Annotated in this window: 18 protein-coding genes and 2 tRNA genes; 8 read left to right on the top strand and 12 right to left on the bottom strand. The window is 66.6% G+C overall.

What is annotated here, in order from left to right; genetic code table 11:
• Window positions 1-181 precede the first annotated feature (181 nt).
• The 5 genes from ampE to N5D91_RS23505 all read right to left on the bottom strand — a co-directional run bounded on the left by ampE (window position 182) and on the right by N5D91_RS23505 (window position 3,894).
• Window positions 182-1,069, bottom strand: coding sequence for a regulatory signaling modulator protein AmpE (gene ampE / locus N5D91_RS23525; RefSeq protein ID WP_153854682.1), 888 nt, complete (start codon window positions 1,067-1,069; stop codon window positions 182-184).
• Between the two features lie 134 nt (window positions 1,070-1,203).
• Complete coding sequence (gene nudC, locus N5D91_RS23520; protein WP_180854040.1) at window positions 1,204-2,109, bottom strand: NAD(+) diphosphatase; 906 nt, start codon at window positions 2,107-2,109, stop codon at window positions 1,204-1,206.
• Between the two features lie 148 nt (window positions 2,110-2,257).
• Entirely contained in the window at window positions 2,258-2,650 is a 393-nt protein-coding gene (gene erpA, locus N5D91_RS23515; RefSeq protein ID WP_005419789.1) for an iron-sulfur cluster insertion protein ErpA, read from the bottom strand.
• A 31-nt stretch (window positions 2,651-2,681) separates the two neighbouring features.
• Entirely contained in the window at window positions 2,682-3,146 is a 465-nt protein-coding gene (locus N5D91_RS23510) for a polymer-forming cytoskeletal protein (RefSeq protein ID WP_099554096.1), read from the bottom strand.
• Between the two features lie 4 nt (window positions 3,147-3,150).
• Window positions 3,151-3,894 carry a DUF6776 family protein gene (locus tag N5D91_RS23505; protein WP_100442148.1) on the bottom strand — a complete coding sequence of 248 codons (744 nt, stop codon included), beginning with the start codon at window positions 3,892-3,894 and terminating at the stop codon, window positions 3,151-3,153.
• 179 nt (window positions 3,895-4,073) lie between these two features.
• Between N5D91_RS23505 and N5D91_RS23500 the strand changes: the two genes are divergently transcribed.
• From N5D91_RS23500 to N5D91_RS23490, 3 genes are read left to right on the top strand one after another with little or no spacing between them, the layout of a single operon-like run.
• Window positions 4,074-4,691, top strand: a complete 618-nt coding sequence (locus N5D91_RS23500; RefSeq protein WP_110713963.1) for a DUF4126 domain-containing protein — start codon at window positions 4,074-4,076, stop codon at window positions 4,689-4,691.
• Window positions 4,692-4,735: 44 nt separating this feature from the next.
• On the top strand, window positions 4,736-6,622 hold the full coding sequence (locus tag N5D91_RS23495) for an EAL domain-containing protein (protein WP_110713964.1): 1,887 nt from the start codon (window positions 4,736-4,738) through the stop codon (window positions 6,620-6,622).
• Between the two features lies 1 nt (window position 6,623).
• Window positions 6,624-8,837, top strand: coding sequence for an ATP-binding protein (locus tag N5D91_RS23490; protein WP_110713965.1), 2,214 nt, complete (start codon window positions 6,624-6,626; stop codon window positions 8,835-8,837).
• Window position 8,838: 1 nt separating this feature from the next.
• On the opposite strand, the gene bfr is transcribed toward N5D91_RS23490, so the two are convergent.
• From bfr to N5D91_RS23475, 3 genes are all read right to left on the bottom strand, one after another.
• Window positions 8,839-9,309, bottom strand: a complete 471-nt coding sequence (bfr, locus tag N5D91_RS23485) for a bacterioferritin (protein ID WP_005419804.1) — start codon at window positions 9,307-9,309, stop codon at window positions 8,839-8,841.
• A gap of 142 nt (window positions 9,310-9,451) precedes the next feature.
• The gene (locus N5D91_RS23480; RefSeq protein ID WP_005411309.1) at window positions 9,452-9,661 is read right to left on the bottom strand and encodes a bacterioferritin-associated ferredoxin; all 210 of its coding nucleotides are present in this window, start codon (window positions 9,659-9,661) and stop codon (window positions 9,452-9,454) included.
• 108 nt (window positions 9,662-9,769) lie between these two features.
• Entirely contained in the window at window positions 9,770-10,390 is a 621-nt protein-coding gene (locus N5D91_RS23475) for an RNA pyrophosphohydrolase (RefSeq protein ID WP_032127170.1), read from the bottom strand.
• Between the two features lie 120 nt (window positions 10,391-10,510).
• Here N5D91_RS23475 and N5D91_RS23470 point away from each other — a divergent pair.
• A tRNA-Met gene (locus tag N5D91_RS23470) sits at window positions 10,511-10,587 on the top strand.
• Between the two features lie 55 nt (window positions 10,588-10,642).
• A tRNA-Gln gene (locus N5D91_RS23465) sits at window positions 10,643-10,717 on the top strand.
• Between the two features lie 280 nt (window positions 10,718-10,997).
• On the opposite strand, the gene rpsI is transcribed toward N5D91_RS23465, so the two are convergent.
• Both rpsI and rplM read right to left on the bottom strand, forming a co-directional pair.
• Window positions 10,998-11,390, bottom strand: a complete 393-nt coding sequence (rpsI, locus tag N5D91_RS23460; RefSeq protein WP_005411311.1) for a 30S ribosomal protein S9 — start codon at window positions 11,388-11,390, stop codon at window positions 10,998-11,000.
• A gap of 2 nt (window positions 11,391-11,392) precedes the next feature.
• Entirely contained in the window at window positions 11,393-11,821 is a 429-nt protein-coding gene (gene rplM, locus N5D91_RS23455; RefSeq protein ID WP_005414692.1) for a 50S ribosomal protein L13, read from the bottom strand.
• Window positions 11,822-12,018: 197 nt separating this feature from the next.
• Here rplM and coq7 point away from each other — a divergent pair, with 197 nt between their 5' ends.
• Entirely contained in the window at window positions 12,019-12,663 is a 645-nt protein-coding gene (gene coq7 / locus N5D91_RS23450) for a 2-polyprenyl-3-methyl-6-methoxy-1,4-benzoquinone monooxygenase (protein ID WP_154264641.1), read from the top strand.
• A gap of 87 nt (window positions 12,664-12,750) precedes the next feature.
• On the opposite strand, the gene sugE is transcribed toward coq7, so the two are convergent.
• Together sugE and speD are read right to left on the bottom strand one after the other, a co-directional pair.
• A complete protein-coding gene (gene sugE, locus N5D91_RS23445) occupies window positions 12,751-13,071 on the bottom strand; it encodes a quaternary ammonium compound efflux SMR transporter SugE (RefSeq protein WP_005419816.1) in 321 nt (106 codons plus the stop codon).
• A 168-nt stretch (window positions 13,072-13,239) separates the two neighbouring features.
• Entirely contained in the window at window positions 13,240-14,034 is a 795-nt protein-coding gene (gene speD / locus N5D91_RS23440; protein ID WP_006473908.1) for an adenosylmethionine decarboxylase, read from the bottom strand.
• Between the two features lie 149 nt (window positions 14,035-14,183).
• Here speD and crp point away from each other — a divergent pair, with 149 nt between their 5' ends.
• The gene (gene crp / locus N5D91_RS23435; protein ID WP_010482649.1) at window positions 14,184-14,873 is read left to right on the top strand and encodes a cAMP-activated global transcriptional regulator CRP; all 690 of its coding nucleotides are present in this window, start codon (window positions 14,184-14,186) and stop codon (window positions 14,871-14,873) included.
• 65 nt (window positions 14,874-14,938) lie between these two features.
• Window positions 14,939-15,666, top strand: a 728-nt coding sequence (locus tag N5D91_RS23430) for a sulfite exporter TauE/SafE family protein (protein WP_279922759.1), incomplete at its 3' end; no start/stop codon positions are given.

Here is a 15,666-nt window from a genome sequence, read left to right as displayed (position 1 = left end):
GTGTGCGCAGGACAGCGCACACGAGCAAGGCGCCATCGAGCCCCCAGGGACGGGTTTACGGCGTGTCCTGCAGCCCCACACCTCCCCGCCCAACCCTCAGCAACCCAGAGCCGCTTTGGCTTTGGCTTTGGCTTTGGCTTTGGCCTCTGCAGGTGCAGGGCTGCAAGCCCTGCCAGAACACCTACGTCACCCAGCCTGCAATCACCAGCAGGGCGAGGATCGCCAGCCACAGCAGCAGCATCCGCCACACCAGGCTCATCGCATCACGCAGGTCCGGCAGCCGCTGCCACACCGGCAACAATCCCGCCTCGGTGTAATCGTGCGCATCCTCGCGTAGCTCGGCATTGACGCTGGCCCGCGCCACCGCGCCGAGGAAGCCGATGTTGCCGGCCAGGCGCTCGCCGTGGGCCTGGCGCCAGGCCTTCCACGCCGTATCGAAGTTGCCCACCAGCGCCATCGAAAACGCCATCAGCTGTGCCACCGGCCACTCGATCCAGCCCAGCAGGCGCTGCGCCAGCGCCAGCGGCTCCACCGGCACGCGGGCGCGCATCGGGCTTTCCGCCATCAACGCCAATAGCCGGTAACCCAGCGCACCGGCCGGGCCCAGCAGCAGGAACCAGAACAGCACCGCGAACCAGCGCCGCAAGGCGTTGAGCACGGTTGCCTCGACCAGTGACGGAATGTCCTCGCGCAGGCTGCCACCGGCCACCTGCAGGTTACGTACCGCGGCCTGGCGCGTCGCCGCGTCATCGGCATCGATGATCGCTTCGATATCGCGGTCCAGATCGCGCGGGCCCCAGCACCACGCCAGTACCGCCACGCCCAGCAGCAGCGACGGCAGGCCGAACAGCACCCCGCGCAGCAGCCACGCCAGCAGCGCCATCAGCAACAGCGGCGGCAGCAGTGCCAGGGCAACGCCGGCCGGTCCCTGCCAGGCCTTGCCACCGCGCGCGTCCAGCCAGCCCAGCCAACGCCGGAAGCCGTCGAAACGGCGCAGCGAGGCGGCAGCGGCCGGGGCAACATGGCCCAGGGCCAGTGCCACCAGCACGGCGGCCAGAGTGGTGAACATGGCAGGTCTCCCTACGAAACAGAACGCTCGGCGTCGCTACCTTACCTGTCGCAGCGACGCCCTCAGCGGTGACCCGCACTGTAACCCGGGCCGTGTTCAGGTGGCGGCAATACAGGCGCCACCATCAGCCCCGCTCAGCCCTTCTGCTGCCGGTACCAGTGTTCGATCAGGCCGCGCGAAATCGAGATCGGCGGCGACAGGCGGATGCCCTGGCCATCGTCCTCGACATCGCGGGCCAGCGCCGCGCCGACCTCGTCGGCACTGAACCAGCGCGCGTCTTCCAGCTCGCCGTCCACGGTCGGCAGATCGTCCTGCGCCTGCGCACGGAAGCCGACCATCAGTGCGCCCGGGAACGGCCACGGCTGCGAGCCCAGATACTGGCAGGCGGTCACCCGCACCTTGCTCTCCTCGTGCACTTCGCGCACCACGGTCTGCTCGAAGGTCTCACCCGGTTCAACGAAGCCGGCCAGTACCGAGTAACGACGCGGTGCCCAGTTCGACTGGCGGCCGAGCAGCAGCCGGCCCTGGTTCTCCACCGCCACGATCACGGCAGGATCGACCCGCGGATAGTGCTCGGTGGAACACTGCGCGCAACGGCCGACGAAGCCGCCACGGGCAAACGCCACAGCACCACCGCACACGCCGCAGAAGCGGGTGCGCGAATGCCAGTAGGACATGCCGCGGGCATAGCTGAAGGCGGTCGCATCGGCCATCGACCACAGCAGTGCGGCCTGGCGCAGGTCGAGGCGGCGCGGCGCGGTGACGGTAACGTTGGCGGCTTCGACCGAGAACCAGGCCTGCTCGCCACGCAGGCCGAGGAAGATCGCGGCACCGGGGCCACCGCCGATGTCGGCGCCGCTCAGCGCCAGTGGCTGATCGTCATCGCCAGTGAAGGCGCTGCCGTCCTGATCGAGCACGAGAATGCGCGCGCCCGGCCACAGGCGCGCCAGTGCATCGGCATCTTCGCGCAGGGCATCGGCGCGCTCCAGCGGTTCGCCAACGAAGGCGAAACCGGAAAGCGGCGAAGGAGTATTGGGCATCCGGCAAGCGTGCCGCCAATCGATGCGGGAGGCAAGGTCGGCGCTGTGCGCAATCTGCTGATGTGGGCGTGGAGGCACGGAACATCCACGCATGGCGTGGATCTACCGAGGTGCCAACCCTCGTTGGCACATGCCGGCCACAGGGTTCTTACATGCTGAAGCTGCTGCCGCAGCCGCAGGTGGTCTTCGCGTTCGGGTTGCGGATCACGAACTGGGCACCGGTCAGGCTCTCGGTGTAGTCCACCTCGGCGCCCATCAGGTACTGCAGGCTCAACGGGTCGACCAGCAGGGTCACCCCGCTGGTCTGCACCGCCAGGTCATCCTCGGCACGGTTCTCGTCGAACTCGAACCCGTACTGGAAGCCCGAACAGCCACCGCCTTCGATGTACACCCGCAGGGCCAGGTCGGGGTTGCCCTCTTCCTGGATCAGGGATTTGACCTTGGCGGCCGCCGACTCGGTGAAGTTCAGCGGGCGCTCCAGCGACTGGTAATCGGGCGCGGCAACCGGGGTGGCGCCGGGCAGGGAGACTAGCGTGCTCATGCCGTCAGCATGGGGGTGCCGGCGATGGCTTTCAAGCCATCGCCTCGGCCAGCTTGCGGCGTGCGGCGGTGTCGCCCTTGCCACCATTGGCGTCGTCGCCTTCCGGGGCCGGCAGGGCCGCCATCGGGGCGCTGGCATGGATCAGGCGGCCGTTCAGCTGGGCGCCCGCATTCATCTCCACCACCTGGTAATGGACGTTGCCATTGACCCGTGCGCTCGGGGTCAGCTCGACCTTCTCGGTGGCGTGCACGTCGCCGTCCAGACGGCCACTGATGACCACCACCTGGGCGCGGATCTCGCCCTCGATCACGCCATGCTCGGCGACCGTCAGGGTCGCGCCACTGGCGCCTTCGGCGGCGATCACCTTGCCATGGATGCGACCTTCCACATACAGGCCCCCACTGAATTCCACATCACCACGGATCACCACCTGGTTGCCGATCAGGGCATCCACCACCAGCTGGCCTTCACGGTTGGATTTGCTGCTTCCGAACATCTGCCTACTCCCCTTTGCTGGCCGGCGCACCGGCCTGTTTCCAGTCGAATACCTGGGTGGTACCCCCCGTACCACTCCCCAATGTCACCCGCACGCGTTGCGGGGTGAAGTCAGCCGGCAGCATCACGCTGCCGGTGATCTGCTGGAAGTACCGGAACGAGTAATCCTGTCCCGGCACCTTGCTGCGCTGGTGCAGATCATCCCAGCTGATCGTGGCCAGCTTGCCGTTCTTCACGCCTTCCACCGTGAAACGCATCTGCCCCTGGCTGATGGCGCCGCGGTTGAGGTTCTGGGTCAGCACGGCGGTGTACTGCCAGGTGCCGGCCGCTTCCGGGCTGAACTCGATCGAATGGGTGTTCAGGCCCTTGCGCTGGCTGGTCGAACCCACCAGGCGCTCATAGAAGGCAACGTCGGCACGCAGGCCGGCGATTTCCTCATCGCGCTCGGCCAGCGAGGACTGCACCTCGGTGTTGGCGGCGCGGCTGATGCGGTCGGAGGCTTCCAGCGTGGCCTGCTTCTGGCGCAGTTCGGTCAGCTGCGCCTGCAACGTCTCGGCACGCTTCTCGGCGGCCTGCAGGCGCTGGCCCTGGGCATCGCGCGGCGTGGCCATCCAGCAGCCACCCAGCACCGCCAGCACCAGGCTGAGCAGCCAGATGCCGCCGATCACCAGCAGGCGGCGACGGTCGGCCGGCGGTTGCGGCGCGCCGGGCAGGCGGACCTGCACGCGCATGGGAGGACGGTTGGTCATGGGTGGTTTCCGGGGCATCGCGAGGGCGACACCGGTACGGCCCCTGTGGCAAACGACGGGCTAGTGTATGACAGGACGAGTGGGTTTCCTGCGCAGTGGCCGGCCGCGGTCTGTGGCGTTCAGGCACGCCATCGTCGATAGTGTGGCCCCCTGCACAGTTCCGTCGCCGGAGCACCGCCATGACCGAAGCCCACCTGTTCGTGATCGGCATCCTGCTGGCCTGGCTGGCCGGCATCCGCGTCTACCTCACCGTGTTCGGCGTCGGCCTGGCCGGCCTGCTCGGCTGGGTCGACCTGCCGCCGGCCCTGCAGGCCACCGAATCGTGGTGGGTGCTGGGCACGTCCGCAGCGCTGGCAGTGACCGAATTCTTCGCCGACAAGATCCCCGGTGTGGATTCGGTCTGGGACCTGGTGCAGACACTCGCGCGCGTGCCTGCCGGCGCCTTCCTTGCCGCTGCCACGCTGTCGCCGGACGGCCAGCTGGGCACCGGCGCACTTGCCGCCGGCGCCGGTGTGGCGCTGGCCAGCCATGGCCTGAAGGCCGGCACCCGCGCCCTGCTCAATACCTCGCCGGAGCCTGCCAGCAACTGGGTCGCGTCCGCCGCCGAAGACACCGTGGTGATCGGCGGCCTCGCCCTGGCCCTGGCACATCCCTGGATCGCGCTGATCGTGGTGCTGGCCTGCAGCCTGGCCGGTGCACTGCTGGTGTGGCTGGTGTGGCGCGCCCTGTGGAAGGGCGTGCGCTGGCTGGCACGCAGCGCATCACCGGACAGTGCGCGGCAACCCGGTACCGGTTGATCCCCGGGCTTGTCGCATAATGGACGCGAACACCAGGAGCACCGATGGCCGCAAACGAATCCCCCGCGGGCGCCCGCCCGGGACGCGCTGAAACCCCTCCGGCCGATCATTGGCAACGCTGGACCGTCGAGACGGTCACCAGCGCTCCGGCAACACCTGTGGCGGTCATGCCGCAGAGCGCCGTTGCCGATGCTCCGTCGATCCACAGCGCACCACCGCCGCTTCCCGGCCCGGCCGTGCTGGCCGAGGCTGGCAACAACGACCAGGCACCGCCGCCGTCCGATTCGCCGTACCGCGTGCTGATCGTCGAGGACGATCGCGCCCAGGCGCTGTTCGCCCAGAGCGTGCTGCACGGTGCCGGCATGCAGGCGATCGTGCACAGCGATGCCGATGGCGCGCTGCAGGCGATCAGGGAACATCGCCCCGACCTGATCCTGATGGACCTGCACCTGCCTGGCCTCGATGGCATGCGCCTGACCGCGCTGATCCGCCAGCAACCCGGCCTGCAGCTGCTGCCGATCGTGTTCCTCAGCGGCGATCCGGACCCGGAGCGCCAGTTCGAAGTGCTCGACAGTGGCGCCGATGACTACCTGAGCAAGCCGATCCGCCCGCGCCACCTGATCGCTGCCGTGGCCAACCGCATCCGTCGCGCACGTGCGCAGGCCGCGACCCTGCCCGGTGCGAGCGGCGCACCGGCCACCAGCAATCCGGAAACGGGGTTGCCGACGCGTCATCACGTGCTGCAGCAGCTTAACGCTGCGCTCGCCCACCGCGACCCGGGCGGCGTGCTGTTCGTCGAAGTGTCCAGTGCGCTGGGGCTGCGCGAGCGCTATGGCTATGCGGCCTTCGAGCGTCTGATGGTGCAGGCCGGGCAGCGCCTGGCGGAAGCCGGTCACCCGCATCTGTTGGCACGCCTGAATGACAACAGCTTCCTGCTGCTCGTACGCAATACCGATGAGGACAGCCTGGAAGGTATCGCTGCGACGCTGCGCGAGCAGTTGTCGGCGCGCGCCTTCGTGATCCGCGACGATGAATCCGTGCACCTGCGCGGCGTGGTCGGCTACGCGCCGCTGTCGTCCGGCTTCGAGGATGCCAACAGTGCGCTGGAGGCCGTCGAACGCACCACCCTGCAGGCGCGCCTGCTCAGCGCCGGCGTGGCTGGCCACGTGCATCGCGACGTGATCAGCGAACAGGAGCACCTGGCGCTGCTGGAAGGCCAACTTGAGCTGGCCTATCAGCCGATCGTGGCTGTCGCCGGTGGCAACACCGCGCAGTACCAGCTGCTGCTGCGCCTGCGCCAGGCCGATGGCACGGTGCTGGCAGCCGGCCAGGTGATCCCGGCCGCGGAAGCCGCCGGGCGCATCGCCGACCTCGACCAGCAGGTGATGGATCACGCGCTGGGCCTGCTGGACCTGTACCGGCACGCAACGCAACCGCTGAACCTGTTCGTCTCGCAGTCGCTGCGCACCCTGCAGCGCGACGCGTTCGCCGACTGGCTGCTGGAATCGCTGCAGCAACGCGACCTGCCCGGCAGCGCACTGGTGATCGACGTGCGCCTGCCCGACGCGCTGATCCACACCGTGCCGCTGCAGCAGTTCTGCCAGCGCATGGCCGGGGCCGGCGTGCGCTTCTGCCTGAGCCAGTTCGAGCCCAGCGGCGAGGCCGATGCACTGCTGACCCAGCTGCCGCTGTCGTTCGTGCGCATGGCCGCGCGCTTCTCCAGCAGCCACTCCAATCCGGCCACGCGCGAAGAACTGCGCAAGGCGATTGAACGCGCACACGCCACCGGTCAGCAGATCATCGGCCAGCAGATCGAGGACCCGCAGGCTGCGGCCGCGATGTGGGTCGGCGGAGTCGATTACATCCAGGGCAACATGGTGCAGTCGGCCGGCAGCGACCTGAACTTCGACTTCCACAACGCGGTGCTCTGACGTGCCGCTGTGGGGCGTGCTGCTGGTTGCCCTTGCTGCGGCCGTCGCACTGCTGCTGTTGGGCCTGCGCCTGCGCGCGCGCAACCGGGCACTGGCCCAGCTGCAGCGCGAGCGCAGCCTGCTGGCCGCCGAGCGCGACCAGCTGCGCCACACCACTGAACGCCAGGGCCAGCTGGAGCAGCAGCTGCTGCAGGCCAAGCAGGCCGCCGAAGCGGCGGTGCTGGCCAAGGGCGAATTCCTGGCCACGATGAGCCACGAGATCCGCACGCCGCTCAACGGCATCCTGCCGATGCTGGAACTGATCGCGCGCGGGCCGCTGGGCGAGGACCAGCGGCAGATGCTGGCCACTGCTTCGGCCAGCTCGCAGCAGCTGCTGCGCATCGTCGACGACATTCTCGACTACTCACGGCTGGAAGCGCAGGCACTTGAGCTGGAGATCACCAGCTTCAACCTGCGTGATCTGCTCGATGGTGTCGTGCAGCTGATGCAGCGCGCGGCCGACTCCAAGGGCCTGTCGCTGGGCCTGCAGCTGGATCCCTCCGTGCGCCTGCCGGTGCGCGGCGACCCGGTGCGCCTGCGCCAGGTGCTGAGCAACCTGCTGGCCAACGCAATCAAGTTCACCGCGCGCGGCCAGGTACAGCTGCGCGTGCAGCGGCTGGGCGAAGGTCCTGCACAGCATCAGCTGCGCTTCGAGATCATCGATACCGGCATCGGCATCGATGCGGCCCTGCAGGCTCGCCTGTTCCAGTCCTTCAGCCAGGCCGACGCCTCCACCACGCGCATCTACGGTGGCACCGGCCTGGGCCTGGCCATCTGCAAGCGCATCATCGACCTGATGCACGGGCACATCGGCGTGCAGTCCACGCCGGGCCAGGGGGCGACGTTCTGGTTCGAGATCCCGCTGCTGAAAGTACCCGGCGACCTGCCTGCGATGGCGCGCGCCCCCGCAGCGCTACTGTTGTTCAGCGCCGATGCAACGCTGCAGGCGCGCATCGAGCGCATCGCCGCCCACCATGGGCTGCAGGTGCAGGTGCTGGCACAGCTGGATGCCGTGGTCGAGCGCCTGCGCGCTCCCGCGCGGCCCGGACAACCAGCACCGGCATGGCTGATTGTCGATTCCCGCACCCGCCGCAACGGCGAGGTCACGCTGCAGCAGGCGCTGGCCGAGCGCGGCGACGATGATGCACTGCAGGTGCTGTGGCTGCAGGAAGACACGCCTGCACAACGCCCGCGCCAACGCCAGCTGCTCCCGCATTTCGATGATGCAGCCCTGCATGCACTACTAGCGGCGCCTGCCACGCCTGCCCGCCCTGCCGCCCTGCTGGCCAATGCCGAAGACGGCTTGCCAACACCGACGCTGCCGCCACTGCACCTGCGCGTGCTGCTGGTGGAAGACAACACGGTCAACCGGATGGTGGCCGAGCATCTGCTGCGCGTGTTCCAGTGCGAGGTGCGCAACGCCGCCGACGGCGAGCAGGCACTGGCCGCCCTGCGCGAGGGCGGCGTGGACGTGGTGCTGATGGATTGCCAGATGCCGGTGCTGGACGGCTACGCCGCCACGCGCCGCTGGCGTGCGGAAGAAACGGAAACAGGGCGCTCGCGGTTGCCGATCATCGCGATGACGGCCAACGCCATGGCCGGTGACCGCGAACGCTGCCTGCAGGCCGGCATGGACGATTACCTGTCCAAGCCGATCGCACGCGCCACCTTGCATGCGCTGTTGAGGCGCTGGGGGCAGCGATCACGCGATGTCGTAGCGTCGAGCTTGCTCGACGGCGATGCATCCGGGGCCAGTGGGATCCCGCCAGCCGAGCATGGCCCGGCTCTACAAGAGACGAAAAGCCAATCGGTGACGCAACCGGTGCTGGACCGTGATGTGCTGGACGAACTGCAGGCGGTGATCGGCGATACCGCCCTCCAGATCGTCTCGGTGTTCCTGGAGGATGCGCCGGCGATGGTGCAGCAGCTGCAGCAGGCCGCGCAGGGCAGCGACGAGCCGCGACTGCAGGCAATCGCCCACAGCCTCAAATCATCGAGTGCGAACGTTGGGGCGTTGTCGCTGTCGGCGGTCGCGCAGCGGATCGAACATGAGGCCCGCAATGGCAGCCTGCAGCGCCCCGCCGTAGCAGTGGCGCTGCTGGTTGCGGAATTTGCCCGGGCACGCGTAGCGCTGACGGGCTACCTGGCACAGCATCGCGCCGGCCAGGCCGGCTGACTTACTCTTCCAGCTTGCTCAGCAGGTACTTCGGCTCGCCAATGCGCTCGATCAGGTCGAGCTGGGTCTCCAGCCAGTCGATGTGCTCTTCTTCCGAATCCAGGATCTTCACGAACAGCTGGCGGCTGACGTAGTCACCAACCGAGTCGGAATAGGCCACGGCCTCGCGCAGGGTGACCACGCCGTCGCGTTCCAGCGACAGGTCGCACTGCAGGATCTCGGTCGGGTTCTCGCCGATGCGCAGCTTGCCCAGCGCCTGGAAATTCGGCAGGCCTTCGAGGAACAGGATGCGGTCGGCGAGCATGTCGGCATGCTTCATCTCGTCGATCGATTCCTTGTACTCGTGTTCGGCCAGTTCCTTGATGCCCCAGTTCTTCAGCATCTTGGCGTGCAGGAAGTACTGGTTGATCGCGGTCAGCTCGTTGTAGAGGACCTTGTTGAGGAATTCGATGACCTTGGTGTCGCCCTTCATGGGGATGCTCCTGCACGCTGAAAACGCAGGCACTTTAGCGCCTTGCGTGCGGTCGTGAAGGAACGCGAATCGTGCGCATTGGCCTGTGCGGCCGCACGTGAAGGGTGCGAAAGCGCGGCGTCAACGCGCCGCGAAGAGACGATCAGGCGACCTGGGCCAAGCCCAGTACCGGCAGCGGCAGATCGTGGGTGGCACGCGCCTTGGCCAACAGATCGCCGGCCATGTCCAGGCAGGAACCGCAGGTGGCACCGCAACCGGTACGCATGGTCAGTTCGGCCACCGTGCTGACGCCATGGCTGGCGGCTTCGCGGATCTGGTGGTCGGTGACTCCGTTGCAGATGCAGACGTACACAGGCGTGGACCGGGCTGACAGGCCAGAAGCGGCCTGTTGGCTATTCCAATGGAAACGAGAATGGTTGTCAATCAGAGACCTGAACCATTCTCGATACCGTTCAGCCGGTTACGTGGCCGGACCATCGCCGGTGGCCTTCTTCGGCCAGTAGCCGCGGGTCCGCGGGCGCTTGCGTGGGCGGTCATGCCCGGCGGTATGGCCCGGCATCCAGGCCTCGGCGGCACTCTTGGGCATGGCGGTCACGCCCTGCCCGGCCACCCCGCGCGCCAACGGCGCCAGATGTCGCAGGGCGCGCGCATAGACGCCACGCTTGAACATCACCACGTGCTCCACCGGGTACCAGAAGTCCACCCAGCGCCAGTGGTCGAACTCGGGTGAGTCGGTGTGGTCCAGCTTCACGTGGGACTCGTCGCCGGTCAGGCGCAGCAGGAACCAGACCTGCTTCTGGCCGATGCAGACCTGCCGCTCGTTGCGGCGGATGGCCCGCGCCGGCAGCTTGTAACGCAGCCAGCCGGGCGTTGCCCCGAGCACTTCCACGTGCTCAGGCAGCAGGCCGGTCTCTTCCTGCAGTTCACGATACATGGCCTCGACAGGCGTCTCGTCGGTATTCATGCCACCCTGCGGGAACTGCCAGCCGTCCCGGCGCACACGTCGTGCCCAGAACACCTGGCCGTCCTGCCGCATCAGCACAATGCCGACGTTCGGTCGATAGCCGTCCGGATCGATCACGATGCGGACTCCTAAAAAATCTACTGGTCGGGACTATCCCATGCCGCCTGTCGGCCCACAAGCACGATACAAAAGTGTTGACAGGGGCGATACACATCCGCAGAATAGCGGGCTCACCAAGGCTATGTAGCTCAGCCGGTTAGAGCACAGCACTCATAATGCTGGGGTCGGTGGTTCGAGTCCACCCATAGCCACCACACTGAAAATCAAGTTGTTTTTCAGCGTGAAAAGTGAGAAAATAGTTGCACGTTTTGCCCCGTCGCCAAGCGGTAAGGCACCTGACTCTGACTCAGGCATTCGGTGGTTCGAATCCATCCGGGGCAGCCAAATTAAAAGCAAAAGGCCAGATCGAAAGATCTGGCCTTTTGCTTTTAATTTGGTCGCGAATTCCACCTTATCCCCGCGCCTGTCGGCGCACCCCCTTGAACAACAAGGGGGCTCTTCTCCAGACAGAGACCGGGGTCAGGCATGCGGACCACGGGTAGTGCCGGCCGCTGGCCGGCAACCAGGAAATCCACGACCCCAGAACGACAAAAGCCCGGCCGAAGCCGGGCTTTTGCTTTTCCATCCAGCGGGCTCCCGAAGGAGCCCAACCAGGCGCGGTAAATCAGCGCTTGGAGAACTGGGTGGCGCGGCGGGCCTTGTGCAGACCAACCTTCTTACGCTCGACTTCACGGGCGTCACGGGTCATGAAGCCAGCCTTGCGCAGCTCGGACTTCAGGGTTTCGTCGTACTCGACCAGAGCACGGGCGATGCCCAGACGGATCGCACCGGCCTGGCCGGTGGTGCCGCCGCCAGCGGCGGTGACCAGGATGTCGAAGCTTTCGGTGTTCTTGGTCAGCTCGAGCGGCTGGCGCACGATCATGCGCGCGGTCTCACGACCGAAGAACTCGTCCAGCGGACGGCCATTGACGGTGATGTTGCCCGAACCCTTGCGCAGGAACACGCGAGCGGTGGAGGACTTGCGGCGGCCAGTGCCGTAGTTTTGAGTGATAGCCATGATTAGATATCCAGAACCTGCGGCTGCTGTGCGGCGTGCGGATGCTCAGTGCCGGCGTAGACCTTGAGCTTGCGGTACATCTGGCGACCCAGCGGGCCCTTCGGCAGCATGCCCTTCACGGCGATCTCGATCACGCGCTCCGGGTGGCGCTCCAGCGCCTGTGCCAGGGATTCGGTCTTCAGGTTGCCGATGTAACCGGTGAAACGGTGATACATCTTGTCCTGCAGCTTCTTGCCGGTGACGGCAATCTTTTCTGCATTGATGACGACCAGGTAGTCGCCGGTATCAACGTGCGGGGTGTAGACCGGCTTGTGCTTGCCACGCAGACGGCGGGCCAGCTCGGTGGCGAGACGGCCCAGGGTCTTGCCCTCGGCGTCGACGAGGTACCAGTCGCGCTGGACGGTCTCGTTCTTGGCAGTGAAAGTGCTCATGAAGAACTCTAGGTTAGGTCGGGCTCATTGCGGCGAAAGGCTCGCCGGAACTCTGCCACGCGTTGTGAAAAGGTGAAGCGTAAGGGGCGGGATTGTACGCAGGTCAGCCCAGGGTTGCAAGCAGGCCCCTGACCGGGTTGGCAGGGGCACGGGGCCGGGCGAGAATCGCGGGGTCTTCCGCCCCACCGTGTACCGCCATGACCGTGCTCCGCCAGATCACCCCGCTGGACCACCTGCTGACCGAGGCGCAGCGCGCCCTGGACACGGTGTTCGGCAACCCGCCGGCGGCCCGCCCCTACCCGGCCACGGAGACCGACGAGCCCGGCATGGACCGCGCCGAGCGCCGCCATGCCGCCGGGCTGATGCGGATCAACCACGTCGGCGAGGTCTGCGCACAGGGCCTGTACTTCGGCCAGGCGGCCGTGGCCCGCGACCCGGCCACGCGTGAACACCTGCTGGAAGCGGCCCAGGAAGAGACCGACCACCTGGCCTGGTGCGCCACCCGCCTGGGCGAACTGGACAGTCGTCCGAGCCTGTTCAACCCGCTCTGGTACGCCGGCAGCTACACCATCGGCACCCTGGCCGGGCTGCGTGGCGACGGCTGGAACCTGGGCTTCGTGGTCGAGACCGAGCGCCAGGTGGAGGCGCACCTGGACGAGCACCTGGTCGACCTGCCGGCCGGCGACCTGCGCAGCCGCGCGGTCATCGCCGTGATGAAGGAAGACGAGGCCCGCCATGCGGACCACGCCGAGCAGGCCGGCGCACGCCGCCTGCCGTTCCCGATCCCGGGCGCGATGGCGCTGGCTTCCAAGGTCATGAAGACCATCGCCTACCGGCTGTGACCGCCAGGTAGTGCCGGCCGCTGGCCGGCAACCACGCAGGCACCGCAGAAGATCAGGAGGTTGCCGGCCAGCGGCCGGCACTACCGATTAATTGGGCGAGACCAGCTTCAGGCCGATCACACCGGCCACGATCAGGCCCACGCAGGCCAGGCGGGCCGGCGATGCGCTGTCATTGAACAGGTAGATGCCCAGCACCGCCACGCCCATGGCGCCGATGCCGGTCCAGATCGCGTAGGCCGTACCAACCGGAATGCTCTTCATCGCCTGGCTCATCAGGTACAGGCTGATCAGGGCGGACACCACCGTGGCAACGGTGGGCAGGGGTTTGCTGAAGCCTTCGGAGTACTTCATTCCAAGGGCAAAACCGATCTCGAACAGGCCGGCCAGCAGCAGGTAGATCCAGGGCATGGGTGGGGGCTCCTTACCTTTTTTGAGAAAAACGAAACGGCCCGGTGTTTTCACACCGGGCCGTGGGTCGGTACATCACCGTGGAACTATAACGCGTGCGGGGCACTGGTTCCACGGGGCGGGTCGTCCCGCCTGAGCGGCGATGCCTGCGGGCATCGCACATGGGGTTTACTCGGACAGGTTCCGGCCGTGGAACAGCTCTTCGATCTCGCGCTTGAGCAGCGCTTCGATCTTCATGCGTTCCTTGAACGACAGGTTCTTGGCCTTTTCCTCGAACAGGTACTGGTCCAGGTCGAAGTCCTTCAGGTGCATCTTCGTGTGGAAGATGTTTTCCTGGTAGACGTTGACGTCGAACATCTCGTAACGCGACTTGATGTTCTTGGCCAGGAAGTTCTGGATCGAGTTGATCTTGTGATCGATGTAGTGCTTCTTGCCCTTCACATCGCGGGTGAAGCCACGGACGCGGTAGTCCATGATCACGATGTCCGACTCGAGGCTTTCGATCAGGTAGTTCAACGCCTTCAACGGCGAAATGACGCCACAGGTGGCCACGTCGATGTCGGCGCGGAAGGTGGCGATACCTTCCTGCGGGTGCGTTTCCGGATAGGTGTGCACGGTGATGTGCGACTTGTCCATGTGCGCGACCACGGCATCGGAGATCAGCTCCTTGCCGGCCTGCTTCTTGTCGATCACCGGTTCTTCGGAGATCAGGATGGTCACCGAGGCACCCTGCGGGTCGTAGTCCTGGCGGGCCACGTTCAGGATGTTGGCGCCGATGATCTCGGCGACATCGGTCAAGATTTGAGTCAGCCTGTCGGCGTTGTACTCTTCATCGATGTATTCAATGTAACGCTGACGCTCCTCTTCGGTGCGCGCGTAACACACGTCATAGATGTTGAAGCTCAGCGCCTTGGTGAGGTTGTTGAAACCCTGCAGCCTCAGGCGAGGCAACGGCTTGACCACGGCGGTCGATTCCTGTGTAAGAAGGGAAAGGGGGAATTATGGGGCAAACTGTCCCCGGGGGGAACGTGAAGAGCGCTCACATCTGGCACACTGTTTGCCCTTAACAATTGCGCTGGTTAAGCTCCGCTATCGACCCCGTGAATCCGTTCATGCGCAGAGGGAGCGCTCCTATCGTGTCAACCGTGCGCCTAGCTAGCAGTCCACTGGCCCTGGATATCGCCACAATCGATCGTTTCCTGGCGCACAGCCACAGGCGGCGATACCCCACCCGTACCGACGTCTTCCGACCCGGTGACCCGGCGGGAACCCTGTATTACGTCATCAGTGGCTCGGTTTCGATCATGGCCGAGGAAGATGACGATCGCGAGCTGGTGCTGGGCTACTTCGGTGCCGGCGAGTTCGTCGGCGAGATGGGCCTGTTCGTTGAATCGGACCGCCGCGAGGTGATCCTGAGGACCCGTACCGCCTGCGAGCTGGCCGAAATCAGCTACGAGCGCCTGCATCAGCTGTTCCTCGGCCCGCTGTCGGCCGATGCCCCGCGCCTGCTGTACGCGCTGGGCCAGCAGATCTCCAAGCGCCTGCTCGACACCAGCCGCAAGGCCAGCCGCCTGGCATTCCTGGACGTTACCGACCGGATCGTGCGCACCCTGCACGACCTGGCGCAGGAGCCGGAGGCGATGAGCCATCCGCAAGGCAGCCAGCTGCGCGTCTCGCGCCAGGAACTGGCCCGCCTGGTCGGCTGCTCGCGCGAAATGGCCGGCCGTGTGCTGAAGAAGCTGCAGACCGACGGCCTGCTGCATGCCCGCGGCAAGACCGTGGTGCTGTACGGCACCCGTTGACCGTTGAGCACCCGGTGGGTGGTGCGGACCTTGGTCCGCACTCCTTGGCGCGCTAGGCTCGGTACATGGAACTGAGCAGCGCATTCTGGTGGTTCATCCTCATCGGCCTGGGCGCCCAGCTGGTGGACGGCGCGCTGGGCATGGCGTTCGGCCTGGTGTCGTCGTCGGTGATGCTGGCCATGGGTATTCCGCCCGCGCAGGCCAGCGCCGCCATCCACACCGCCGAGGTGTTCACCACCGGCGCCTCCGGCGTGTCGCATCTGGTCGCCGGCAATGTCGATAAGCGCTTGTTCCTGCGCCTGGCGCTGCCCGGCGCTGTCGGCGGCGCCGTGGGTGCCTACGGCCTGACCCAGCTGCCCGGCGAGGTGATCCGCCCGCTCATCTATCTCTACCTGCTGGTGCTGGCCATCATCATCCTGGCGCGTGCCGCCGGCCGACTGATGCCCAAGGGCGAGGTCAAGCGGGTGCCCGTGCTGGGCTTCGTGGCCGGCTTCCTGGATGCCAGCGGCGGGGGCGGCTGGGGACCGGTGGCCACCTCCACCCTGCTCGCCCGCGGCGGCCAGGCGCGCACCACCATCGGCACGGTGAACGCGGCCGAATTCGTGGTCACCCTGACGGTTTCAGCTACGTTCCTGCTGTCGATGGGCCTGCATCACCTGCAGATCGTGGCCGGCCTGCTGATCGGCGGCATGATGGCCGCACCGGTGGCGGCACTGCTGGTGAAGCGCCTGAAGGAGCGCTGGGTACTGGTGGCTGTCGGCGTGCTGGTACTGGGCATCAGCCTGTTCCAGAT

Source organism: Stenotrophomonas sp. GD03794, from assembly GCF_029842145.1.
Lineage (GTDB): Bacteria > Pseudomonadota > Gammaproteobacteria > Xanthomonadales > Xanthomonadaceae > Stenotrophomonas > Stenotrophomonas riyadhensis.
This window is presented reverse-complemented; position numbering and strand designations above follow the sequence as displayed.